Here is a 7295-nt window from a genome sequence, read left to right as displayed (position 1 = left end):
ACGCGAGTCCGCGCGTGACCTCGATGTCCTGCACACAGAGGTTCTAGATCATCAGAACCGACAGCGCCGACGCCACCGGCCAGTCACGGTTGTTGAAGAACTCTTGCCAGAGCACTTTACCGATCATCAGGGTTTCCGGACCGCCGAGCAGTTCCGGGATCACGAACTCGCCCACTACCGGGATGAACACCAGCATGCAGCCGGCAATGATCCCGTTCTTGGACAGCGGAATAGTGATTTTCCAGAAGCTGTTGAAGGTACTTGAACCGAGGTCGGAAGCCGCTTCCAGCAAGCTCTGATCGTGCTTCACCAGATTGGCGTACAGCGGCAGGATCATGAACGGCAGGTACGAATAGACCACGCCGATGTAGACCGCCAGGTTGGTGTTGAGGATTTGCAGCGGCTGATCGATCAACCCCATGCTCATCAGGAAACCGTTGAGCAGACCGTTGTTGCTGAGGATGCCCATCCACGCGTAAACGCGGATCAGGATTGCGGTCCAGGTCGGCATCATGATCAGCAGCACCAGCACCGTTTGCAGCTCTTTACGAGCGCTGGCGATGGCGTAGGCCATCGGGTAGCCGATCAGCAGGCACAACAGCGTGCTGAAAAACGCCATCTTCAGCGAGCCAAGATACGCGGCGATGTAGAGTTCGTCGTCACCGAGCAACGCGTAATTGCCCAGGTTAAGCAGCAGTTCCAGCTTCTGCTCGGCGAACGTGTAGATCTCGGTGTACGGCGGAATGGCCACGTCGGCTTCGGCGAAGCTGATCTTCAGGACGATGAAGAACGGCAACATGAAGAACAGGAACAGCCAGATGAACGGAACTCCGATGACCAGTTGGCGGCCATTGGGAATTATTCGGTTGAGCCGTCGTTTGAACTTGCGCATGTTCATGAGCGAAGTACCACGCCGCTGTCATCTTCCCACCACACGTAAACCTGATCGCCCCAGGTCGGACGTGCGCCACGACGCTCGGCGTTGGCAACGAAAGACTGCACCAGTTTGCCGCTCGGCAATTCGACGTAGAACACCGAGTGACCGCCCAGGTAGGCGATGTCATGCACCTTGCCGCTCGACCAGTTGTATTCGCAGGTCGGTTGATCGGCGGTGACCAGCAGCTTCTCAGGACGGATCGCGTAAGTGACCGACTTGTCCTGCACCGAGGTGCTGATCCCGTGGCCCACGTAGATCTGCCGGTCGAGGTCATTGCAGGTGATGGTCGCGTGGCCCTCGGCGTCGTCGATCACTTCGCCTTCGAAGATGTTGACGTTGCCGATGAATTCGCAGACCAGGCGGCTGGTCGGGGTTTCGTAGATGTCGATCGGGCTGCCGATCTGGGCGATCCAGCCCAGGTGCATGATCGCGATGCGCGCGGCCATGGTCATGGCCTCTTCCTGATCGTGGGTCACCATCACGCAGGTCACGCCCACGCGCTCGATGATCTCAACCAGCTCAAGCTGCATCTGCGAACGCAGTTTTTTATCCAGTGCGCCCATCGGCTCATCGAGCAACAGCAGCTTCGGCCGCTTGGCCAGCGAACGTGCCAGCGCCACACGCTGACGCTGACCGCCGGACAGTTGATGCGGCTTGCGCTTGGCGTACTGGCTCATCTGCACCAGTTTGAGCATCTCGGCCACGCGGGCCTCGACCTCAGCCTTGGGAATCTTGTCCTGCTGCAAGCCGAAGGCAATGTTCTGCGCCACCGTCATGTGCGGGAACAAGGCGTACGACTGGAACATCATGTTGATCGGTCGTTCGTACGGCGGCATGTCGGTGATGTCGACGCCGTCGAGGAAGATACGCCCCTCCGTGGGCCGTTCGAAGCCTGCCAGCATGCGCAGCAGAGTGGACTTGCCCGATCCCGAACCGCCGAGCAAGGCGAAAATTTCGCCCTTTTTGATTTCCAGGGACACATCGTCCACTGCAATCGTCTCGTCGAACTTCTTCGTGACCCGGTCGATTTTGACCAGCACCTGTTTAGGTGTCTGGTCGCCCTCGAGGGCTTTCTTGTAGGCGCCGGAGGCAACTGCCATTTACGAAACTCCCAGAAAAAAAGAGTGCAGCTCGCCCAATGCGGACGAACCCAGGATGTTTGTGCCTTATTTGCCCGACTTGACCTTGGTCCAGCTACGGGTCATCAAACGCTGAATATTGGGTGGCAACTCGGTCGACACGTAGGTCTTGTCGAGGACTGCTTGCGGTGGATAAACCGCTTCGTCGGTGCGAATGGACTGTTCCATCAGCTTGTCCGAACCCGGATTGGGGTTGGCGTAACCGACATAATCACTGACCTGGGCGATCACCTCAGGCTTGAGCAAATAGTTGATGAAGGCATGGGCCTCTTTGACGTTGTCCGAATCCTTGGGGATCGCCAACATGTCAAACCACAGCGCACCGCCCTCTTTCGGAATCGAGTACGCAATGTTCACGCCCTTCTTGGCTTCAGCCGCCCGGGACTTGGCCTGAAAGACGTCACCGGAAAATCCGACCGCCACACAAATGTTGCCGTTGGCCAGATCCGAAATGTATTTGGAGGAGTGGAAGTAAGTCACATAAGGCCGTACCGCCAGTAACTTGGCCTCAGCCTTTTTGTAATCTTCAGGATTGGTGCTGTTCGCATTCAGCCCCAGGTAATTGAGCACGGTCGGCATCATTTCATCGGCCGAATCGAGGAACGCTACGCCGCAGCTTTGCAGCTTCTTGATGTTCTCAGGCTCAAACAGCACGGCCCAGGAATCGATCTTGTCGATGCCCAATACCGCTTTGACTTTGTCGACGTTGTAACCGATGCCGTTGGTGCCCCACAGGTAAGGCACGGCGTAAAGGTTACCCGGATCGTTCTGCTCAAGACGTTTGAGCAGCGCAGGGTCGAGGTTGGAATAGTTGGGCAGTTGAGACTTGTCGAGCTTCTGGAACGCGCCCGCCTTGATCTGCTTGCCCAGGAAGTGGTTCGACGGCACGACCACGTCGTAACCGGTACGCCCGGCCAGCAGCTTGCCTTCCAGGGTTTCGTTGGAGTCGAACACGTCATAGACCGGTTTGATGCCAGTCTCTTTCTCGAAGTCGGCCAGAGTGTTCTCGCCGATGTAATCCGACCAGTTATAAATATGCACGGTACCGGCGGCCTGGGCACCAACAGCGATCGTCAGGCCGGTAGCAACCAGCAGTGCATTGCGCAAAGAAGAAAAAATAGGCACGTGGAGGTCCTCTAAATTAGGTGGGCCCAAGTTGCCCCGCGCTGCATGACAGCCATGGCTGCCCGACAACAAAACCGGCGCGCAACTTACCCTCGAAAAACCGTTCCAGCAAAACTTTCTGTCATTTAATTGTCCCGCTGACCGGCCTCGCAAAGACGACGGCCAGCGGTTGCTGCCTCAAACCGGCTTATTTGCCCGATTTGATCTTGGTCCAGCTGCGGGTCATCAAACGCTGGGTCGCGGCCGGCAAGTCGGCAATCGCGTATAGCTTGGCCAGCACGTCGGCCGGTGGGTAAATGCCCGGGTCGCTGGTGATGTCTTTATCAACCAGTGGCGTTGCAGCGGCGTTACCGTTCGGGAAACGCACGGCGTTGGTGATTTCAGCCATGATTTCCGGCTTCTGCAGGAAGGTCATGAACTTGTAGGCGCCTTCGACGTTTTCGGAATCTTTAGGGATAGCGATCATGTCGTAGAAGCTGCCGGCACCTTCCTTCGGAATGTTGTAGCTGACTTTCACCTTGCCACCGGCTTCAGCCGCGCGGGACTTGGCCTGGTAAATGTCACCCGAGTAACCGATAGCGACGCAGATGTTGCCGTTGGCCAGGTCAGAGATGTACTTGGAGGAATGGAAGTAGGCGATCGAAGGACGCACCTTCATGATCAGCGCTTCAGCCTTGGCGATGTCTTCTTTCTTCTGGGTGTCGGTTGGCAGGCCCAGGTAGTGCAGCGCCACCGGAATCATCTCGGTTGGCGAGTCGAGCAGACTGATGCCGCAGGATTTCAGCTTGGCAGCGTTTTCAGGCTTGAAGATCAGGTCCCAGGAGTTGACCGGCGCATCTGCCCCCAATGCAGCCTTGACCTTCTCGGCATTGAAGCCGATGCCGATCGAGCCCCACATGTACGGGAAGGCGTGCTCGTTGCCCGGGTCGCTGACCGCTACGGCTTTGAGCAGGTCGGTGTTCAGGTTTTTCCAGTTAGGCAGCTTGGACTTGTCCAGCTTCTGGTAGACGCCGGCCTTGATCTGCTTGGCGAGGAAGTTGTTCGACGGCACGACGATGTCGTAGCCCGATTTGCCTGCCAGCAATTTGGCTTCGAGGGTTTCGTTGCTGTCGAAAACGTCGTAGACGACTTTGATGCCCGACTCGTCTTCAAACTTCTTGATGGTGTCCGCAGCGATGTAGTCCGACCAGTTGTAGACGTGCAACACCTTGTCGTCCGCCTGAGCCGCAGCGGCCATGATTCCCATCAGGGACATGGCGAGCAGAGTCTTGCCAGCGAGCTTTTTGCCTAATGCCTTCATGCGTTGATGCTCCAAATTTTTTTCTTTTTTGAACCACTTTGTTCAGCGGCCGAACCCGGACAACTGGAACCGCGACTAGTCTGGCAAGTTCAGAGGCGGTCTTTCAAGAAAAGACCCGCCTTTGTGACAGCTTTGAGCAAGAGCGCCGCGGCTCCCCCGCTCAGAGCCTAGCACTTAGCCTTGTACCGCACTGAGGGTCAGGTCCAGACACTTGCGCGCCTTGGTCACCAGCTCATCGATCTCCGCTTTGCTGATCACCAGCGGCGGCGCGATGATCATCGTGTCACCCACAGCGCGCATGATCAGCCCGTTGTCGAAGCAGAACTGACGGCAGATCATGCCGACACCCTTGCCCTCGTAACGCTTGCGAGTGGCCTTGTCCTGCACCAGCTCGATCGCCCCCAGCAGACCGACTCCGCGAACTTCACCCACCAATGGGTGATCGTTCAGTTCCCGCAGACGTTTCTGCAAATACGGTGCCGTTTCGTTGCGCACGGTCTCGATAATTTTCTCTTCGCGCAGAATCCGGATGTTTTCCAGACCCACCGCCGCCGCCACCGGATGGCCGGAGTAAGTGAAGCCGTGGTTGAAATCGCCACCTTCGTTGAGCACCGCGACCACTTCGTCACGCACGATCAGACCGCCCATCGGGATATAGCCGGACGTCAGGCCCTTGGCGATGGTCATCATGTCGGGCTTGAGGTCGTAGAAATCGCTACCGAACCACTCACCGGTACGGCCGAAACCGCAGATCACTTCGTCGGCAACGAAGAGGATGTCGTACTTGGCGAGGATTTCCTTGATGCGCGGCCAGTAGGTGTCGGGCGCAATGATCACGCCACCGGCACCCTGGATCGGCTCGGCAATAAAGGCACCAATATTGTCGACGCCGACTTCGAGAATCTTCTCTTCCAGTTGATTCGCCGCCCAGATGCCGAACTCTTCCGGCGACATGTCGCCGCCCTCGGCGAACCAGTACGGCTGCTCGATGTGGACGATGCCCGGGATCGGCAAGTCGCCTTGCTCGTGCATATACGTCATGCCGCCCAGGCTCGCGCCGGCCACGGTCGAACCGTGATAGCCGTTCTTGCGGCTGATGATGACTTTCTTGTTTGGCTGGCCCTTGATTGCCCAGTAGTGACGAACCATGCGCAGCATGGTGTCGTTGCCTTCGGAGCCGGAACCGGTGAAGAACACGTGGTTCATGCCTGCTGGCGCGACGTCAGCGATGGCCTTGGCCAGTTCCAGCGCTGGAGGGTGCGCGGTCTGGAAGAACAGGTTGTAGTAAGGCAGTTCGCGCATCTGCTTGCTGGCGGCGTCGGCCAGCTCATCGCGACCGTAACCGATGGCCACGCACCACAGACCGGCCATGCCGTCGAGGATCTTGTTGCCTTCGCTGTCCCACAGGTAAACGCCTTTGGCGTTGGTGATGATCCGTGGGCCCTTCTCTTTCAACTGCTTGAAATCGCTGAACGGGGCCAGGTGATGATCGCTGCTCAGCGCTTGCCACTCACGGGTTTGCGGGTTGTTGCTGGTCATGCCAATTCTCCTTGTTAGAGGTGAAGGCGCGCCGCCTGAGCGCCGCGCCTGGCGTATCAGACGGCGAAGAGCAGGTACTCACGCTCCCACGAACTGATCACGCGCTTGAAGTTTTCATGCTCGGCGCGCTTGACCGCGACATAGCCGGTGATGAAAGTTTTGCCGAGGTATTTCTCGATGGTCGCGCTGTTTTCCATACGCTCCAGCGCATCCTCAATGGTCAGCGGCAGACGCAGGTTGCGGCGTTCATAGCCACGACCAACGACTGGTGCGCTCGGGTTCAGACCCTCGACCATGCCGATGTAACCGCAGAGCAGGCTCGCCGCGATCGCCAGATAGGGGTTGGCATCAGCGCCCGGCAAACGGTTTTCCACCCGGCGGTTATGCGGGCCGGCATCCGGTACGCGCAGGCCCACGGTGCGGTTTTCTTCGCCCCACTCCACGTTCACCGGTGCCGAAGTGTCCGGCAGGAAGCGGCGGAACGAGTTGACGTTCGGCGCGAACAGCGGCAACAGCTCAGGGATCAGTTTCTGCAAACCACCGATGTGGTGCAGGAACAACTGACTCATGGTCCCGTCTTCATTGGAAAAAACGTTCTTGCCGGTCTCGATGTCGATGATGCTCTGGTGCAAGTGCATCGCACTGCCCGGCTCGCCGGTCATCGGCTTGGCCATAAAGGTGGCGGCCACGTTGTGCTTGAGCGCGGCTTCGCGCATGGTGCGTTTGAACACCAGAATCTGATCGGCCAGCGACAGCGCGTCGCCGTGACGGAAGTTGATTTCCATCTGCGCCGTGCCGTCTTCGTGGATCAGCGTGTCGAGGTCCAGCTCCTGCAGTTCGCACCAGTCATAGACGTCTTCGAACAGCGGATCGAATTCGTTCGCTGCTTCAATGGAGAACGACTGGCGACCGATTTCCGGACGACCCGAACGGCCGATCGGCGGCTGCAACGGATAGTCAGGGTCGTCACTGCGCTTGGTCAGGTAGAACTCCATTTCCGGCGCCACGATCGGCTGCCAGCCCTTGTCGGCATAGAGTTTCAGGACTTTCTTGAGGACGTTGCGCGGCGACAGTTCGATCGGGTTGCCTTGCTTGTCGTAGGTGTCGTGGATCACCTGCGCGGTGGGCTCGATGGCCCACGGCACCAGGTACACGGCGTTCTGGTCTGGGCGGCAGATATTTTAGTTGTCGGCCTGGTCGTTCATTTAGTAATAGTTGTCGTTTTCTTCTTAGTAGGAGGTTTGGGTATGTAACA

4 protein-coding genes and 2 pseudogenes are annotated in these 7295 nt (G+C 58.0%); all 6 read right to left on the bottom strand.

Annotated elements, in window-relative coordinates; all coding sequences use genetic code 11:
* Positions 1–46: 46 nt before the first annotated feature.
* A pseudogene (locus ACIOU6_RS27285) lies at positions 47–859 on the bottom strand (ABC transporter permease subunit); the annotation flags it as partial.
* Positions 860–894: 35 nt separating this feature from the next.
* Entirely contained in the window at positions 895–2037 is a 1143-nt protein-coding gene (locus tag ACIOU6_RS27280) for an ABC transporter ATP-binding protein (protein ID WP_401139816.1), read from the bottom strand.
* A gap of 66 nt (positions 2038–2103) precedes the next feature.
* Positions 2104–3201, bottom strand: coding sequence for a polyamine ABC transporter substrate-binding protein (locus tag ACIOU6_RS27275; protein ID WP_221734040.1), 1098 nt, complete (start codon positions 3199–3201; stop codon positions 2104–2106).
* Positions 3202–3388: 187 nt separating this feature from the next.
* Complete coding sequence (locus ACIOU6_RS27270) at positions 3389–4501, bottom strand: polyamine ABC transporter substrate-binding protein (RefSeq protein WP_221734041.1); 1113 nt, start codon at positions 4499–4501, stop codon at positions 3389–3391.
* Positions 4502–4675: 174 nt separating this feature from the next.
* A complete protein-coding gene (locus tag ACIOU6_RS27265) occupies positions 4676–6040 on the bottom strand; it encodes an aspartate aminotransferase family protein (protein WP_401139813.1) in 1365 nt (454 codons plus the stop codon).
* Between the two features lie 56 nt (positions 6041–6096).
* Positions 6097–7218: pseudogene (locus ACIOU6_RS27260) on the bottom strand (glutamine synthetase family protein); the annotation flags it as partial.
* Positions 7219–7295 lie beyond the last annotated feature (77 nt).

This window comes from Pseudomonas sp. NPDC087615, from assembly GCF_044743445.1.
In the GTDB taxonomy this organism is placed as follows: Bacteria; Pseudomonadota; Gammaproteobacteria; order Pseudomonadales; family Pseudomonadaceae; genus Aquipseudomonas; species Aquipseudomonas baetica_A.
This window is presented reverse-complemented; position numbering and strand designations above follow the sequence as displayed.